General features: G+C 62.3%; 18 protein-coding genes. 9 read left to right on the forward strand and 9 right to left on the reverse strand.

Annotated features, from left to right (window positions below; genetic code table 11):
• The first annotated feature begins 48 nt into the window (after positions 1–48).
• Together NKH35_RS05300 and NKH35_RS05305 are read left to right on the forward strand one after the other, a co-directional pair.
• Positions 49–417, forward strand: coding sequence for a DUF6949 family protein (locus tag NKH35_RS05300; protein ID WP_352913637.1), 369 nt, complete (start codon positions 49–51; stop codon positions 415–417).
• 85 nt (positions 418–502) lie between these two features.
• A complete protein-coding gene (locus NKH35_RS05305) occupies positions 503–1,030 on the forward strand; it encodes a gamma carbonic anhydrase family protein (protein ID WP_023667503.1) in 528 nt (175 codons plus the stop codon).
• 244 nt (positions 1,031–1,274) lie between these two features.
• On the opposite strand, the gene NKH35_RS05310 is transcribed toward NKH35_RS05305, so the two are convergent.
• The 3 genes from NKH35_RS05310 to NKH35_RS05320 all read right to left on the reverse strand — a co-directional run bounded on the left by NKH35_RS05310 (position 1,275) and on the right by NKH35_RS05320 (position 3,549).
• Positions 1,275–1,883: a transglutaminase-like cysteine peptidase gene (locus tag NKH35_RS05310; RefSeq protein ID WP_023681509.1), complete on the reverse strand. Its 609-nt coding sequence runs from the start codon at positions 1,881–1,883 to the stop codon at positions 1,275–1,277.
• A gap of 288 nt (positions 1,884–2,171) precedes the next feature.
• Positions 2,172–2,789, reverse strand: a complete 618-nt coding sequence (locus NKH35_RS05315; protein WP_023667501.1) for a PilZ domain-containing protein — start codon at positions 2,787–2,789, stop codon at positions 2,172–2,174.
• Positions 2,790–2,913: 124 nt separating this feature from the next.
• Positions 2,914–3,549, reverse strand: a complete 636-nt coding sequence (locus NKH35_RS05320) for a PAS domain-containing protein (RefSeq protein ID WP_352913638.1) — start codon at positions 3,547–3,549, stop codon at positions 2,914–2,916.
• Positions 3,550–3,953: 404 nt separating this feature from the next.
• Between NKH35_RS05320 and NKH35_RS05325 the strand changes: the two genes are divergently transcribed.
• The 4 genes from NKH35_RS05325 to NKH35_RS05340 all read left to right on the forward strand — a co-directional run bounded on the left by NKH35_RS05325 (position 3,954) and on the right by NKH35_RS05340 (position 7,491).
• Entirely contained in the window at positions 3,954–4,721 is a 768-nt protein-coding gene (locus tag NKH35_RS05325) for a rhomboid family intramembrane serine protease (protein ID WP_352913640.1), read from the forward strand.
• Between the two features lie 151 nt (positions 4,722–4,872).
• A complete protein-coding gene (locus NKH35_RS05330) occupies positions 4,873–5,304 on the forward strand; it encodes a CBS domain-containing protein (protein WP_023667498.1) in 432 nt (143 codons plus the stop codon).
• Between the two features lie 194 nt (positions 5,305–5,498).
• Entirely contained in the window at positions 5,499–6,998 is a 1,500-nt protein-coding gene (gene gatB / locus NKH35_RS05335; protein ID WP_023695378.1) for an Asp-tRNA(Asn)/Glu-tRNA(Gln) amidotransferase subunit GatB, read from the forward strand.
• A gap of 4 nt (positions 6,999–7,002) precedes the next feature.
• Complete coding sequence (locus NKH35_RS05340) at positions 7,003–7,491, forward strand: GNAT family N-acetyltransferase (RefSeq protein WP_352913642.1); 489 nt, start codon at positions 7,003–7,005, stop codon at positions 7,489–7,491.
• 16 nt (positions 7,492–7,507) lie between these two features.
• On the opposite strand, the gene NKH35_RS05345 is transcribed toward NKH35_RS05340, so the two are convergent.
• The 5 genes from NKH35_RS05345 to panB all read right to left on the reverse strand — a co-directional run bounded on the left by NKH35_RS05345 (position 7,508) and on the right by panB (position 12,173).
• Complete coding sequence (locus NKH35_RS05345; protein WP_352913643.1) at positions 7,508–8,065, reverse strand: glycosyltransferase family protein; 558 nt, start codon at positions 8,063–8,065, stop codon at positions 7,508–7,510.
• Between the two features lie 15 nt (positions 8,066–8,080).
• Entirely contained in the window at positions 8,081–8,908 is an 828-nt protein-coding gene (locus NKH35_RS05350) for an ArnT family glycosyltransferase (protein ID WP_352913645.1), read from the reverse strand.
• Positions 8,909–9,089: 181 nt separating this feature from the next.
• Positions 9,090–10,250: a helix-turn-helix transcriptional regulator gene (locus NKH35_RS05355; RefSeq protein ID WP_352596625.1), complete on the reverse strand. Its 1,161-nt coding sequence runs from the start codon at positions 10,248–10,250 to the stop codon at positions 9,090–9,092.
• 223 nt (positions 10,251–10,473) lie between these two features.
• Positions 10,474–11,331 (reverse strand): pantoate--beta-alanine ligase, encoded by an 858-nt coding sequence (panC, locus tag NKH35_RS05360; protein ID WP_023821373.1) that lies wholly within the window; start codon positions 11,329–11,331, stop codon positions 10,474–10,476.
• A gap of 11 nt (positions 11,332–11,342) precedes the next feature.
• Entirely contained in the window at positions 11,343–12,173 is an 831-nt protein-coding gene (panB, locus tag NKH35_RS05365) for a 3-methyl-2-oxobutanoate hydroxymethyltransferase (RefSeq protein ID WP_352913648.1), read from the reverse strand.
• 325 nt (positions 12,174–12,498) lie between these two features.
• On the opposite strand from panB, the gene NKH35_RS05370 reads away from it, so the two are divergent.
• The 3 genes from NKH35_RS05370 to NKH35_RS05380 all read left to right on the forward strand — a co-directional run bounded on the left by NKH35_RS05370 (position 12,499) and on the right by NKH35_RS05380 (position 14,022).
• Complete coding sequence (locus NKH35_RS05370; RefSeq protein ID WP_023667491.1) at positions 12,499–12,897, forward strand: NADH:ubiquinone oxidoreductase subunit NDUFA12; 399 nt, start codon at positions 12,499–12,501, stop codon at positions 12,895–12,897.
• Between the two features lie 115 nt (positions 12,898–13,012).
• A complete protein-coding gene (locus tag NKH35_RS05375; protein WP_352913651.1) occupies positions 13,013–13,564 on the forward strand; it encodes a DUF2155 domain-containing protein in 552 nt (183 codons plus the stop codon).
• A gap of 74 nt (positions 13,565–13,638) precedes the next feature.
• The gene (locus NKH35_RS05380) at positions 13,639–14,022 is read left to right on the forward strand and encodes a hypothetical protein (RefSeq protein ID WP_352913653.1); all 384 of its coding nucleotides are present in this window, start codon (positions 13,639–13,641) and stop codon (positions 14,020–14,022) included.
• A 42-nt stretch (positions 14,023–14,064) separates the two neighbouring features.
• Here NKH35_RS05380 and aat read toward each other — a convergent pair whose 3' ends face one another.
• Positions 14,065–14,682 carry a leucyl/phenylalanyl-tRNA--protein transferase gene (gene aat, locus NKH35_RS05385; protein ID WP_023667488.1) on the reverse strand — a complete coding sequence of 206 codons (618 nt, stop codon included), beginning with the start codon at positions 14,680–14,682 and terminating at the stop codon, positions 14,065–14,067.
• Positions 14,683–14,692 lie beyond the last annotated feature (10 nt).

The following is a 14,692-nucleotide window of genomic DNA, read 5'->3' on the forward strand; positions in this document are numbered from 1 at the left end:
GCTGCGCTGGACGCGACTGTGCGATTTCATGGTAAACGGAAGGTAAAGATGAGCCTGCTGCTACCCGTTCTCTTCGCTTTTGCCGTCGGGCTCACCGCCTGCGGGCTTACCGGGTCCGTGATGGAACTGGCGGCGGGCCGCCGGCTTGCCTTTGCCGAGCCTTATGTGTCGCCGGAGTACATCCTGCGCTCGCTGGCCACGACCGCTTGCGCCGGGCCGTTCATGCTCGCCAACGAGGCGCTCGATGCACGGCGCGAAGGCCGCATTTCCACGCTCATGCTGATGTCCTGCGGCTGCACGGTGATCGCCTGGGCGCTGGTGCTGGGCATCGTGCTGATCGCCATTGCCTCCTGGGGCATCAGCTCTCCTGGTGCGCTTCAGCTTTTGGTGGAATCGCTGGCGCGGTATTTGCCTTGAGGCAATTGCGGGAGAAAACCGGCACGCGGTTTTCCTCGGATTGTTCTAGGGTTTGTCCCGGCCTGCGACGAATCGGAGACTGCAAATGCCGACCTACGCAATCGACGGAAAAGCGCCCCGTTTCGAGGATGCCGACAGCAACTGGATCGCGCCGGACGCTACGTTGATCGGCGACATCAGCGTCGGCCGCAATGCCGGCTTCTGGTTTGGCGTGGTCATCCGCGGCGACAACGAGGCGATCGTCATCGGCGCCGACAGCAATGTCCAGGAACACACGGTGATGCACACCGATCCCGGTTTTTCCCTGACGATCGGGCAGGGCTGCACGATCGGCCACCGCGCCTTGCTGCATGGCTGCACGATCGGCGACAACAGCCTGATCGGCATGGGCGTCATAGTCCTCAACGGCGCCAGGATCGGCAAGAATTGCCTGGTCGGCGCCGGCGCGCTGGTCACCGAAGGCAAGGAGTTCCCCGACAATTGCCTGATCGTCGGCTCGCCCGCGCGGGTGATCAGGACGCTGGACGACGCCGCGGTCGCCAGGCTGCGCGCGTCGGCCGCGCACTATGTCGCCAACGGCAAGCGCTTCAAGGCCGGGCTGAAGAAGGCCTGAACTCTATTCCTGTTTGACGATGATCCTTTCCGAACGGCAGGTCAGCGCAGCAAAAACCGGTTCTCACTTTTCGCTGCCGCGGTCCTTCGGTTCGGGATCATGGTCTGAAATAGTGGAGCCGGCCCGGGGACGGGGCCGGCTCCTTAAAACCCGGTCGTTGGGGACGGGGAGGGTGGGGACTCGACCGGGCTTTCTCGTTAGGCACGTCGCATTATTCGATGTGCTTGACCTCTGTAATGGCGTCCTAGCGGACGCTGGCAACCGCGTCGGCGCGACCGTCATTGATCGTCACCCACACGCCGGAATTCTGGTCGGACTGGCGCTTCAGGTAGGTGTAGTCGGTGTCGGTCCAGGACAGCACCTTGGACTCCAGATTGTCGAGGATGAACTCGCCGAGGCTGGTGCGCACGGTCAGCACCGCATGGCCGTCGCCATTTTGTTGGCGCGCTACGGTCATCAAGAGATTGCCGGCGGGAACGCCAAGCGCCATCAATTCGCGGCGCTTCTCCAGCGCATAGTCCTCGCAGTCGCCGAAGCCGCTGTCGGGATAGGACCAGACCTCTTCCTTGCCCCACATTTCCATGTCGGTGCGCGGCACGATCCGGGTGTTGACAGAATTGTTGACGTCGACGATCGCCGCCCACAGCTTGCGGGTCAGTTCGACCGGTGCCTGCTTCGGCGTGCGCTGAGCGCACTCCTGCGGCAGCTTCTGGCAGAATTCGTAGTGACCGACCGGCTGTGTCGTGCGGCCGCCAGTGTGCATGTAGGCCGGTCCTGCTGCTTGCGCCGTTCCCCAAGCGGAAAGCTGCATCGCCATTGCCAAGAGCAACAGCTTGCCCCAAATCTTTGCCATTCGTCAGTCTCCCCGTTTGAGGAGACAATGACAGCGTTGGATTTATTTGACGCAAAAACCCGAAGTAGACATTGAGTAAAAGCTCAATAGAATACGCGTAAAATTTGACCTATTTTAAAATAACATCGTTCAGGTCTCGGCGTAAACCCGCGGTGTCGGGGCGCGGATTTCCGGGTGGAGCCGTGGATTTGCTGCGTGCCGCTACAAGCTGGAGAGGCAGGCGGAACGCCGGCAACAAAAAACCGGCCGCGCAGGGCCGGTTCGTTTTTGCTGCCTGTTGCCGATCGTTCAGGCGCGCGGGGCGTTGAACTCGGAATCGAGCGTTTCCGGGCGTTGGATGACGGCGAATTCGATGGCAACGCCATCCTCGAAATGACGCACCACCTGGCCACGCATGGTGCCCAGCATGACCTGGATGCCGAGCGCCGGCTTGACGTCGATCTCGACCGCCGCGCCCGACAGCGACAGGTCGATGATGCGGCACTGATACTGGCGCCCATCGGTGAGCTGCAGCACGCTTGTCGGGTTGCGCGGCGCCACGCGTTCGTGGCGGCGGTCTTCCGGCAGGTCGAGTTCATGCTTGTTGGCGAGCCAGGTCAACTGCGCGGCCAGTTTGTCCTTCTTGCGATCCGAGGCAATGACGGTCATGGCAAAGCCGTCCTGCGAAGTGCGCGTCACCACGCCCTCGATGCGGCCGATATGATCGATATAGGCAATGATTTTTTCGCCCGGCATGCCGACGCGCTCGGTGCGCAACGCGACATTGCCCGGTGACATATCGACGACCTGGCAAGGGTGTTCGGTGCGGTCCTCCAGCATGAAGCGCCCGTAGATCTTGACCCGGACGCGCTGAAAGTTACGCCTTTCGGCGCGGGACGGTGCGTATTCGACCGCCGCTGACCTCATGACTGCCTACACCCCGTTGGCATTCCCGCGTCGTGCGTGGAATCTCGGCAAAAACTACAGCCAAGCAGGTTAACAAAGGGGAAAAGTGGGCCCCCGATAGTTAAGATTAGCGCCGGCTTGGAGACTATTGCTCGCGCCCGCCGTCGAACACGACGAGGTGGCGGATACGGCGCGACCGACCGAGCGCCGAGATGGTCTCCGGCGCTTCGAGTTCGGGAGCCAACGACGGAACGGATATTTCCGGCCGGTTTTTCAGGAACATCGGGTCCTTGTCGGGATCGATGACGCGGATGGCATCGATCAGCGCATCGGTGATCGGGTCGGCGCCCAGCCAGAACGGCTTTTCCACGGCGCTGATGACACCGAGGCAGCGCGGGTTCTCGAGGCCGCCATCGAGCGGCAGCGCAAGCAGTTCGAAGTGGTTGGAACGGCCGTTGCGGCTGAATCCCTCATAAGTGATCGACACCACGGATTTCTGCTCGAAAACGCCGTGAATGAGGCGCGACACCAGCCGCTGGTCCTTCTCACGCCATAGCGAGGGGAACGAAAAACCCTTGAGCTCGCGGCCGTAGCCGGCGCAAAGCCTGGTGCCGGCAAGCCGGAACACCGCTTCGCCGCGCGTATCCCTTTCCAGGATGAAGGTGTCGGCCAAAAGCGCCTTGATGTCGGCCGGTTCGACCTCCGAACGCTTTGGGGCAGGACGTCCACCACGCAGGCGATTCCAATAATGGAACAGCGCGATTGATCCGTTCTGGTTCATGCTATGAAACTCCGCGCATTCTGCCGTCTGATGGTCCCATCGGTGAACAGAAAGGGCGCCCTCCGATGACCTACATGCGTTCCGGAGCAGGATGCGTGCCAGCGTCGTTAAGACTTGTTCACGGGTCGGGGGCGTTAAGGTTAACAAGTGGTTTACGTTGCGCGCGCAGGCTTGCCATGGCACACCAAAACCACTCCAGAAGCGGTCGTTTCGCGACGACCAACAGCACTTCGGTCAATAGTTTAGGGGAGCAGGGGGGCTCGACCAGCCGTTCAAGGGAAACCTTGGACGGCTTCTTTTTGATTCGCGCCCCTGGTGATTCGCGGTTGTGATTCGTAGTTTGTGATTTGTCCGGGCATGGCCTAGATGCTCGCGACGACACGCAAATCCCTGGATCAGAGCATATGAGCGAACCGGCCGGCCCCTTGGAGATCGAACAGACCGCGGAGGCGCCGCCGCCGCGCCGCGAGCCGGTGTTCAACCTGCCACCGGTGGTGCTGGCGGTGATCGGCATCTGCGTTGCCGTCTTCCTGCTGCAGCAATATGTGCTGACCGAAGAGCAGCAGATAACATTGCTCACCGATGGCGCCTTCATTCCCGTCCTCTACACCGGCCAATACGGTTTCGACTGGTTCCTCTTCACCCGTCCTTTCACATATGCCTTCATGCATGGCGGCGTTGCTCACATTGCCATCAACATGGTTGCGCTGGCCGCCTTCGGGTCGCCGCTGGCCAACCGTCTCGGCTGGTTCTGGTTCGCCTTGTTTTTCGCCGCCACCGGGCTGGCCGCGGTGGTGCTGTTCTGGGCGGTCCATCCATACGGCGAAGCACCGCTGGTCGGCGCTTCCGGGGCGATATCGGGCATGATGGGTGCGGCGGCTCGCTTCGGGTTCCGTACCGACCGCTCCTCCGGCAGGGCGGCCTTTGCCGGTCCCGTGCTGCCGATCGCAGTCGTTTTGCGCATGCGCGGCGTCGTCAATTTTCTCGGCGCCTGGATGGTCATCAATCTCGCCACCGGCCTTTACGGTCTCGGGCTCGGAGAACCCGGCCAGATCGCCTGGGAAGCGCACATTGGCGGCCTCGTCGCAGGCTTCTTCGGATTGCGCTGGTTCGACCGGCGCTGGCGGGCGCCTGAATGGGAGATCCCCGACGACCAGCGCACCCCCGACTAGCGCACTCTATTGGCGCACCCCACTGGCACACCCCACTGGCACACCCCACTGGCACACTTGAAAAGCAACCGATCACGGCGCACGATGTTCACTCTTATGTGAAGCCGGTCAGGGCGGGAGCTGGCTAGCCAAGCAGGAGGAGGAGGACGCCATGACGGTTAAGGCAATTCTCGAGAGAAAAGGCCATGACGTGTTCACGCTCGGGCCGAATGTAAAGCTCAGCGAAGCCATTCGAATCCTGGCCGACCACAAGATCGGTGCACTGGTCATCACCAACGGCGATCGCAAGATCGTCGGCATCCTTTCCGAGCGTGACATCGTGCGGGTCGTTGCCAGGGAAGGCGCTGCCGCACTTGATATAACGGTACGCTCGGCGATGACGCCGAAAGTGAAGATCTGCAACGAGAACCACACGGTCAACGAGGTGATGGAGATCATGACCAAAGGCCGTTTCCGCCATCTGCCGGTGGAAAAGGATGGGCTGCTCGACGGTATCGTGTCGATCGGCGACGTGGTCAAGCGCCGCATCGAGGATGTCGAGCGCGAGGCCGACGAGATCAGGGCCTACATCGCAACAGCCTGACCTGACGAAGAAACCGCCGACCGGGAATGCCGGCCGGCGGCGTTCATTCTATTGGTTGTAGAGCGGCCGAAAGGGGCTGAAAAGGCCAGCCCGCTGCTTTGGGCGCTTGTCTCGCGAAGCGGTTTGCACTAGCGAAGACCGATACCCAAATTCGCGAAAATCGCAGTTTTCGCGAGCCAAAAGCGCAGGCCACCATGACCCTTATCGATACCCGCACGCCCGATGCCAAACGTTTTATTCCCGGCGCTACCGGCGATTGGGAGATCATCATCGGCCTCGAGGTTCATGCGCAGGTGACCTCGGAAGCAAAGCTGTTTTCCGGGGCGTCGACTACTTTCGGCGCGGCGCCCAACGCCAATGTCAGTCTGGTCGACGCGGCCATGCCCGGCATGCTGCCGGTCATCAATGAGGAATGCGTCAAGCAGGCGATCCGCACCGGCCTCGGATTGAAGGCGCAGATCAACCACAAGTCGGTGTTCGACCGGAAAAACTATTTCTATCCCGACCTGCCGCAGGGTTACCAGATATCGCAGTTCAAGCAGCCGATCGTCGGCGAAGGCACGATCGTCATTTCGGTCGGTCCCGACCGGCAGGGCGAGTTCGAGGACATCGAGATCGGCATCGAGCGCCTGCACCTGGAGCAGGACGCCGGCAAGTCGATGCACGATCAGCATCCCACCATGTCCTATGTCGATCTCAACCGCTCCGGCGTGGCGCTGATGGAGATTGTCTCCAAGCCCGACATGCGCTCCGCCGACGAGGCCAAGGCGTATGTCACCAAGCTGCGCACCATCGTGCGCTATCTCGGCACTTGCGACGGCAACATGGACGAAGGTTCGATGCGCGCCGACGTCAACGTCTCCGTTCGCAGGCCCGGCGGCGAATTCGGTACGCGCTGTGAGATCAAGAACGTCAACTCGATCCGCTTCATCGGCCAGGCCATCGAGTTCGAGGCGCGCCGCCAGATCGCCATCCTCGAGGATGGCGGCAAGATCGACCAGGAAACCAGGCTGTTCGACGCCGTCAAAGGCGAGACGCGCTCGATGCGCAGCAAGGAAGAGGCGCATGACTACCGCTACTTCCCCGATCCCGACCTTTTGCCGCTGGAGTTCGACCAGGCCTATGTCGACGCGCTGGCCAAGGAGTTGCCGGAACTGCCCGACGACAAGAAGGCGCGCCTGATCTCCTCACTTGGCCTGTCGATCTACGACGCCTCGATCCTGGTGTCGGAAAAGCCGATCGCCGACTATTTCGAGCAGGTGGCCTCGGGCCGCGACGGCAAGCTTGCCGCCAACTGGGTCATCAATGACCTGCTCGGCCAGCTTAACAAGGCCGGCAAGGACATTGAAAATGCTCCTGTAACACCGGAGCAGCTCGGTGCCGTGATCGACCTGATCAAGGAAGGCACCATCTCCGGCAAGATCGCCAAGGATCTGTTCGAGATCGTTTGGAACGAGGGCGGCGATCCGCGCCAGCTGGTCGAAAGCCGCGGCATGAAGCAGGTCACGGACACCGGCGCCATCGAGAAGGCGGTCGACGAAGTCATCGCCGCCAACCCCGACAAGGTCGAGCAGGCTCGCGCCAAGCCGACCATGGCCGGCTGGTTCGTCGGCCAGGTGATGAAAGCCACCGGCGGCAAGGCCAACCCGCAGGCGGTCAACGATCTGGTCAAGGCCAAGCTCGGTATCGAATAGAACAATGTTCGTCCGCACCGCCAGCGAACGTGACCTTGCCGCTGTCCGCGCGCTGCTGGTCGAAACCTGGCACGCAACCTACGACGCGATCTATGGCGCCCAGCGGGTGATCGAAATTACCGACGACTGGCATTCGATCGCCTCGCTCAAGGCGCGGCTGACAAGGCCGAACTCGGAATTCCTGGTCGCCGATGACGGCAAGCGTATCGGCGGCATGGCTTTTGCCGCCCCAACGGCGGATGCGAAGATCGTGTTGCTGAACCAGCTCTATGTACTGCCGGCCTGCCAGCGGCAAGGCATCGGCCAGGCCTTGCTGGACGAGGTCGAAGCCAGCTTTCCCGAGGCAAACACTTTGCGGGTCGAGGTGGAAGAGGCCAACGTGCCGGCCATCGCCTTCTACCGTTCGAAGGGATTTTTGCCGGCCGGCAGCACCGCCGATTGCGGCGGCGGTTCGGGGTTGCCGGCGCTGATCTTCGAGAAGCCGCTGGGATAAGCGTCCGACGAAACGTTCAGTGCTGTCCTTTCAGGACGACCAGATAGCCGCGTTCCACCGGCTGCCGGAAGGCGATCTGTTCGGATGTGCCCGGATCTTTCGATTGCTTTTCGATGACGTAGCCGCCGGGATGAGACTTGAGCCATTCCTCAGGCTTGTCGGCGTTCTCGAATGGCTTCTCTATTCGCCCAAGGAAACCGACCTCGCCCTGATAGTCGTAAGCGACGGCCCAGTCGGCGTCCTTTCGTTCGTCGATGAAGCTCGCCAGCGGCGTGAGATCGTAGCGTTTGAACACGGTCGCCGAGGCGGCGGCGTGGCCGATGGCGAAAAGGGCAAGCATGACAAAGGCCGTCGCCCTCAGCCTGGCTACTGAAATCTCGGCCATGAAGTAGCCCAGCAGAATGGTCGCGAACGGTAGTGCCGGCACGACATAGTGCGGCTGCTTGCCGGATATGGCGCTGAAGACCAGCAGCACCGCAATGAACGAGAACGACAGCAGGCGCAGGGCACGCAGATCCGGGGATTTCGTGTCGATGAGGCTGCGTATCCGGGCAGCCGGCTTCAGCCGCCACACCGGGGGGATAAAGGCCTAGGGCACGAACATGAGCGGCAACAGCATCAGGTAAAAGTAAAACGGCCGGCCATGCGAATTGTGCAGGCTTCCGGTAACCCGACCTGCCGACTGGTTCCAGACGAGGTCGTAGACGAAACTGCCCTTGGTCAGGATGGTCGCGGGCGCCAGCCATATGGCGACCGGGACAAGGGCGGCGAGAATTGCCAGGCCGGCTCCGGCAAAGAACTGCAAAGGGGCAAGGCCGGCTCGCCGGTCACGCCAGAGAGGATAGAGCAGGACGGGCGCGCCGATGTGAATGAGCACGACCGGGCCTTTGGCCAGCACGCCGAGCCCGATGAACAGACCCGCCAGCACCGCCTGCCAGCGGTTGCCGGTCCTGGCGAAGCCCAGCAACGCCAGCAGTGCGGCGACCACACAAGCCGTCAAAAGCATGTCGAACAGGATCAGGGTCGAATAGATGACAAAGACGGTGCTGCCGGCCACCAGCCAGGGGATGCGACTGGCGATGTCCGGGCGCTCGGGAAACAGGGTTTTGGCCAGAAGTGTCGTCAGCCAGATGACCAGCGACGAGGCGGCGAAGATGACGAGCATCGCCGCCGCGCGGCTCACACCGAAGATGTTCCAGACGAGATCGATGAGCCAGAACAACAGCGGCGGCTTCTGCAGATAGGGCGCAAAGTTCATCGTCGGTACGAAGACATGTCCACCGAGATACATCTCCCAGGCGACGCTGAGATAGCGCGTCTCATCGACCGGCAGTAGCGGACGGAAAGCGAGCGCGATGCAAAGCAGGGCCAGCAGGAAGAGGTAAGGCAGCAGCCGTTCAATTCGTGTCGGTATCAAGTTCGGGGACCGCCCAGGAAATGGTTTCCACGTCCGGTCGTGCACGATGCACCGTCTCCGGACCGGAGCAGAACCGCACCATGATTTTGGCCGAATTGCAACGATGCCGGCTTGGTATCGTGATTACGCCTGCGTACCGGCAAATAGTTGAAAAATTTGACGATTGGCTCCGAGTATGGCTTCAGGCCGAGCGCAGCGGCGGCGTCAATTCGCGCATCAGGAGTTCCAGCTCTCGCTGGTCGCCGGTGGCGGTCTTGTCGAAGATGGTTGCCAGCTGTGATTTGACGGTGCCGTCCGAGACGCCGCTGGCAGCCGCGATTTCACGCCGTGTCAGCCCGGCGGCGACATGGCCGGCGACACGCTTTTCCGCTGCGGTCAGTCCGAACAGCGCAGCGATCGCTTCCAGCGCCGGCACTGATGCGGCGCCGGCGGCGGCAATGAAAATGGCCGCGGCGGCGCGCGGCGATATGCGGGCCGAAATGTCGCGTCGCGCCAGAGGCATGACATGCGCCACCGCCGGAGACATGGCCTTCACCAGCGGAATGTTGATGCCGGACGGTCCGAGCGCGAATTCGTCGCGCGTGCCGAGCTGGACGGCGCGACCGATGGCGGTGTTGGCGTTGGCATAAGCGAAGGACAGCTGGCCGCGCACCGAGGACACTGAGGCGGTTTCGGTGAGCAGGGCTTCGGCTGCCGGATTGGCGAAAATGATCTGCATATCGTCGGCGACGATCAGCACTGGATGGTCGAGGCTCTCAAGGATCGAGCGAAAGATGTCGGCCTTGCGCCGCTCGGCCTCGAACAGGTCGCCGATGGTCACCGCACGCCGGACATGGGGGGCCAGCCTGGACATCAGGTCGATATCCCTGGCTGAAATCTGGGGCCTGTCCTTGTCGGTAACCACCATCAGCGTGCCGGTGCGCGCCGGCTGCTTCATCAGCGCTACCCAGAAGAAATCGTCGAGACGGTTGGGTTCCACCCACTCGCGCACGATGCGGCTTTCGAGCCAGTTCTGGCGGGCGTCGGGGCCTTGCAGGGCGTAGACGCTATCGACGGTGAACGGCATGTCGATTTCCATCTTCGGCACCGCCTTGAAGAAGGGCACCTCGCAGGCGTAGTCGCGCTGCAGCGGCTCAAGCAGGACCGGATCGCCGCAGGAAGTCGAAAACCGGGCCGAGTTTCTCGCCGTATCGACGACCGCCAGCATGGCAAGCCGGCCGAGCGCCAATTTGCAGATTGATTCGAGCGTCGATGGCCAACGGCCGACATCGGCAATCGAATCGTAAATCGCTTCGACGATCTGCGGCAGGGCGCGACCGAATACGTTGGCTTGGACAGACACGTAGAGCCTCGTAAGTATTGCAGCGTAGTGGCAGGTAACACACTGTCTCTGCGTGGGGCGCACACAACATAGCCGGCTTGGTTAAGTCTGTGAAACGTCTCACAGCGGCGTTCGGTGTATTGTGAGCGCTTACGGGCTGGCCAGAACGTGCCTGATGAGCCGTTGTCTAAGAGCGCTCGGGCCGGTCTGCGATACAAATCAAAGTGAACGGAATTGGAATTTTTCAGGGAATAAATGAGGAAACTTCCACATTGTCGATCAACCTAGTTCTGCCAAGCCACGCTGCGGCAAGCAGGCGGCCATCGCCGTCACGCCGCCACGAGGTGAGCGTCAGGCTCTCGCGTGCGGCGACGTAGTCGACGCTGTCGAAGCCTGCCTCGAGAAGCGCGGCAGTGGCTTTACCGGTAACGCCGTTTTCATCGGCACCGGCCGCGAGCGCTGCCGCCGTCTGGCGCAAGATGACATTGAGCTGTCGCGCGACGTCGAGCTCGGCGGCGTCGAGATAGGCGTTGCGCGACGACATTGCCAGGCCATGCGCATCGCGCACGGTTGGCGCGCCGACGATGTCCACCGGCAAGTCGAGATCGCGGCAGAGCTTTCGGACGACGCAAAGCTGCTGGTAGTCTTTTTCGCCGAAGATGGCGTAGTCGGGCAGGGCTTGCAGAAAGAGCTTGGCCACGACCGTGGCGACGCCCTCGAAGAAGGTCGGCCTGAAATCCGATTCCAGGCCAGAAGACGGGCCGCCGACCGAAATCTTCGTCGCAAAGCCTGCCGGATACATCTCGGAAACCGTAGGCGTGAAGGCAAGCTGTGCGCCGGCCTCGGTCAGCCGGTCGAGATCGCGGGCCAGCTGACGCGGATACTTGTCGAGATCTTCAGTGGGGGCGAACTGGGCCGGGTTGACGAAGATCGAGACGACGCAGCGATCGGCCGTTGCGAGCGCGGCCCCGACCAGCGAGATATGGCCGTCATGCAAAGCGCCCATGGTCGGCACCATGGCGACGCTCAGGCCTTCGCGCCGCCATTCGCGGATCTGCGCGCGAAGGCCGGGCACGGTGTCGACGACGAGCGGCTGGCTGATGGGGGGCCGGTTCATGCCTTGTCCTTGTCGCTCGCGGCTGAAAAGACGTGGCCCGGCCCGGGGAAGGTGCGGCTGCGCACCTCCGCTGCGTAGCGCGCCGCGGCATCGGCGACCGCGCTGCGCAAATCGGCGTATTCCTTGACGAATTTCGGCACCCGGTCGACCGTCAGGCCGACCATGTCGTCGATGACCAGGATCTGGCCGTCGCAATCGCGGCTGGCGCCGATGCCAATGGTGGGAATGGCAATGCGCCGGGTGAGGTCGGCGGCAACGGTCTCGACCGTGCCCTCGATGACCAGCGAAAACGTGCCGGCTTTCTCGACCGCGTCGGCGTCGCGCATGAGCGCGGCCACATTCTCCGGCGTGCGGCCCTTGATCTTGTAGCCACCGTCCTTTTCCACCGATTGCGGCTGCAAGCCGATATGGCCCATCACTGGAATGCCGGCCGCGACGATTGCCGCGATCTGGAGGGCGACTTCGACGCCGCCTTCCAGCTTCACCGCCTGGCAGCCGGTTTCCTCAGAGATGCGGCGCGCCGAGGCAAGGGCTTGCGCGGCCGAAGTCTCGTAGCTGCCGGCCGGCATATCGACCACCACGCAGGCCTTTGATGAACCGCGCATCACGGCCTGGCCATGGGCGATCATCATCTCCAGCGAGGCGCCGAGCGTGGTCTTGTGGCCATGCAGCACCATGGCAACGCTGTCGCCGACCAGGAGAAGGTCGACATGATCGTCGAGCAGGCGGGCGACGGGATAGGTGTAAGCGGTAAGGCATACGACCGGCACGCCGCCCTTGCGGGCGCGTATTGTCTTCGCACTGATCCTGGCGACAGCTGGGGCCATTCCTCACCTCCCGCAGCCGGCGTTGACTACAGCGCCGCGCGTCCCGTGGACGCGCAAAGGACGCTGTAGCACTTTGGTTTGCGCATGATCCTTTCCCAAAATCGATTTCGATTTTCGGGGTCATGCGGCAGCGCCGGGCGATGAGAGCTTTAGGAAGACGCAGCCGGCTTGGCAAGCGTCGGTTCGCAGGTGCGAAATGGATCGGCCAATGACCGAGCGTTTCGGCATGCCGTCAGTGCCGCAGGCGCCGCAAAACCCTTGCCTTCGCCAAGGCCTGACGCCATAAGCAGGGAACAGCCACCGCCGCGCGCCCGCGAGGATCTGAATGAAAACTTTCCTTCTGCAGTTTTTCACCTGGTGGAACCGCCAGACGCTGGGAACCCGTTTTCACACATGGCGCCACGGCAACAAGGTCGGCCAGGATGGGGCCGGCAACGTCTACTACGAAGGCGGCGTCGATTCGGAAGGCCGCACCCGCCGCTGGGTCATCTACGCCAATTATTCGGAGGCCTCGGCGATCCCTCCGGGCTGGCACGGCTGGATGCATCACCGCGTCGATGTGGCGCCGCCAAGCGACGACTATCGGCCGCGCGAATGGGAAAAGGCGCATGAGCCGAACCTCACGGGAACACCGGCGGCTTATCGCCCGAAGGGTTCCGTGCTCACCAATCAGCACCGTCCGCAGGTGACGGGCGACTACGATGCGTGGACGCCTGGTTCTTGACCGCCGGCCGGTCCTTTGTCGCCACAATTGGCGTTTAGCTGCTTGCTGATATGACAACGGCGAATAGCCTTGGGCGTGACAGAATCACCCGGGCCCAAACCACCGGTATCTCCGCATGAACATTTTCAGCCTGACATCGATGGCCGGACTGGCGGCAATTGGCGCTGTCGCCATGTTCCCGACAGCGTTTGCCTCGGCGCAGGCGCCTGCGGCAGCACCCGCAATCTCCGATCGCATCACCAATCCGGTCGCCGAATTTGCCGGCATCGACAAGATCACCGGCCGTATCATCACCTTCGATGTCTACATCGACGAAACCGTGCAGTTCGGCGCTTTGCAGGTGACACCGCGCATCTGCTATTCGCGGCCGGAGAATGAAGAGCCGAAGACCGATTCCTTCGTCGAAGTCGACGAAATCACGCTCGACCGCAAGATCCGCCGCATCTTCACCGGCTGGATGTTCGCCGAGAGCCCCGGCCTAAACGCCGTCGAGCACGCCGTCTATGACGTCTGGCTAAAGGGCTGCAAGCAGAAGTCGGATGTGCCGCCGCCCGACGCGGCCAATGCCGAGACGCCCAAGGTCGACACGTCCAAGCCAAAGCCTACCGCTGCTCCGGCCGCCGAACAGCCGGACCCCACGGAGCCTGACGCGACCAACACCAACTGATCCCCGGAACCGTCATGGCCACCATGCGTTGGGCCATGGACGACCGCGCATTTGCGCGCTTGGAGGATATTCTGATGTCGGACAGCAAACGCATCACGGCCAGCAAAGACGACCTGCTCGAACTCGAAAAGGGGTTCTGGACGGGCGACGAAGCTTATTACGCCGCCAATGTCGACACAGAATGCCTGGTGGCGTTTCCTGAGATGGCACAGGCAATGGACAATGCCGATCTGGCCAAGACCGCGACCAAGCCCAAACGCTGGCGCGACCTTCAGATCGACCTCAAGGGTATCATCGAGCCCGGCAGCGACATTATCATGCTGACCTATGAGGCTCATGCGACACGGGAAAACGGCGAGCCCTACGCGGCGCTGGTCAGCACTGGCTATGTCCACCGTGTCAACGGCTGGAAGATGATGTTCCATTCGCAGACGCCGATGGAAACCGCGAAGGGCTGACCCCTTTCACCGGTCGAGCCGGCTCGGCCGCTCGGTCTCCGATCAGGGATAAAAAACGGCTTCGCCCTTCAGCGCCTCGGCCAACATCTTCTCGTATTTGACGCGCGGCACGTCGACCGCGCCGAAGCGTTTGAGATGCTCAGTGGTGAATTGCGTGTCGAGCAGGGCAAAGCCGCGCGCCTTCAGCCGCTCGACCAGATGATACAGGCAGGTCTTGGACGCGTCGGTTTCCCGGGCGAACATGCTTTCGCCGAAGAACACGCGACCGAGCGAGACGCCATAGAGGCCGCCGACCAGCCGTTCCTCGCGCCATGCCTCGACCGAATGGCAGTGCCCAAGACGGTGCAGCTCGATATAGGCTTCGCGGATCGGCGCGTTGATCCAGGTCGAGCGGCGCTCCTCGCGCTTTTCGGCGCAGCCGTCGATCGTCGCCTCGAAATCGAAATCGAAGCGGATGTCGAACGGGTGCTTGCGGATCGTCTTCTTCAAGCTCTTCGGCGTGTGGAAGCCATCGAGCGGAATGATGCCGCGCGTCTCCGGCCGCACCCAGAACACTTCCGGGTCGGAAGCGCTCTCGGCCATCGGGAAGACGCCCGAGGCATAGGCCTTGAGCAACAGGTCGGTCGGAATGCGATAGCCGGGAGCGTAAGGGCGGGTCATCGCGGCATCA

Origin of the sequence: Mesorhizobium sp. M1143 (genome assembly GCF_040318435.1) — a bacterium.
Classification (GTDB): Bacteria; Pseudomonadota; Alphaproteobacteria; order Rhizobiales; family Rhizobiaceae; genus Mesorhizobium.